The 1,247-nt window shown below is 53.2% G+C and carries 2 protein-coding genes; one reads left to right on the plus strand and one right to left on the minus strand.

Features of this window, described 5'->3' with window-relative positions; translation table 11 throughout:
* On the minus strand, positions 1-759 hold a 759-nt coding region (locus V6D20_21025; protein ID HEY9818264.1), incomplete at its 3' end, for a hypothetical protein.
* Between the two features lie 307 nt (positions 760-1,066).
* Here V6D20_21025 and V6D20_21030 point away from each other — a divergent pair.
* The coding region (locus tag V6D20_21030; GenBank protein ID HEY9818265.1) for a hypothetical protein at positions 1,067-1,247 on the plus strand (181 nt) is incomplete at its 3' end.

The following is a 1,247-nucleotide window of genomic DNA, read 5'->3' on the forward strand; positions in this document are numbered from 1 at the left end:
TGGAGGGGTGTAGGGGAGATCAAGTTCTTCAATCATGGCAGTGGCATCTTGATCGATGTATTTCAAGTGAGTAGTGAAACGTTCATGGTTCGCCAGCATAGCTTGCCGCCGTTGGGCCAGCTTGGGGCCACCTAGCAGTAAGGCCATCTCAGGGATAAAGATTGTATAACGGAAACTGGGGCGAGTGAAGATAGTTGTAGTTTTGGGGCTGTACATGTTGTTAAAGATGGGTTTCAATTTGCGGAGCTGGTCGGTTTGACAGAGGAGTTCAACACATTTGCGGGGGCGGTTATGGAGCCAAGAGGATCGGTCAGTTTTCCCTGGGGAGGGTCGGAGTTCAGGGATAGCAGAGATTCTGGCACCAACTTGGAAGTTATCGTTGGGGTACTTCTTGGACAAGTGATCCATGATTTCTTGGGAGATTTGCCTGGGATTGGAAAAATCTCCAGTGAAGATCAGGCGGCCGATTGTGGATGAGTGGGCTGCGCCTTGTACAGGGGACAGATAGGCCCCGATGCCCTCCTCTTGTAGGATTGCATTGAGGGGTTGTCCAGCGCGGGTTTCCATCTGTTCTGGATGGGCATGGTTGAAGCCGAGGCATACATTTGTCCAGATAGCCTGGAGTTTGTCTTGTTTCTTGGGTTGGCCGATTCGGTAGCAGAAGGTATTGAGGAGGTCAGCATTCTTTCCAGTGGGGGCGCTAGATATATTGACAATGGGGCCAACAGTAGAGGCAGGATCCCAAGGAAGGAGGACCACAGAAGCATCTATCTCTTGGTGAATCAGGCGGAAGAAGGTCTGTATTTTCTTGGCTACTCAAACCTGGGAGTTGGTTGGGGCCTTGTCATAAGTCAAGCGGAACATGAAGCGAGCTTGTTTGGTCCTGATGCCTTTGTCCACTGCCACTGAAGCTTGTTTGAGGGCTGCCTTCTTGTAGGGGTTGGAAGCAGGAGCAGGAGTTGCCTCTGGCTGAGGAGCCGGTGGATTGGGTTGGGCCACCGGGGCAGCCTCAGGTGTTGCAGTACTAGCCTCAGGTGGCAGCACACTGTCTTTGCCAGTGGGTGTCATGGGGCCTGGGGATACTGGAGTGGGGGCTGGGGCCATTGGCAAAGGGGCAGCAGTAGTGGGAGCAGGAGGAGGAGATGGAGCTGTAGCAGGGGCAGGGACATTGGAATCAAGAACAGGGGATGAAGCAGGTGTAGGAGAAGGAGCAGTTTCAGTAGCAACAGCATTAGGAGGACGGGTCA

This window comes from Candidatus Obscuribacterales bacterium (genome assembly GCA_036703605.1).
In the GTDB taxonomy this organism is placed as follows: domain Bacteria; phylum Cyanobacteriota; class Cyanobacteriia; order RECH01; family RECH01; genus RECH01.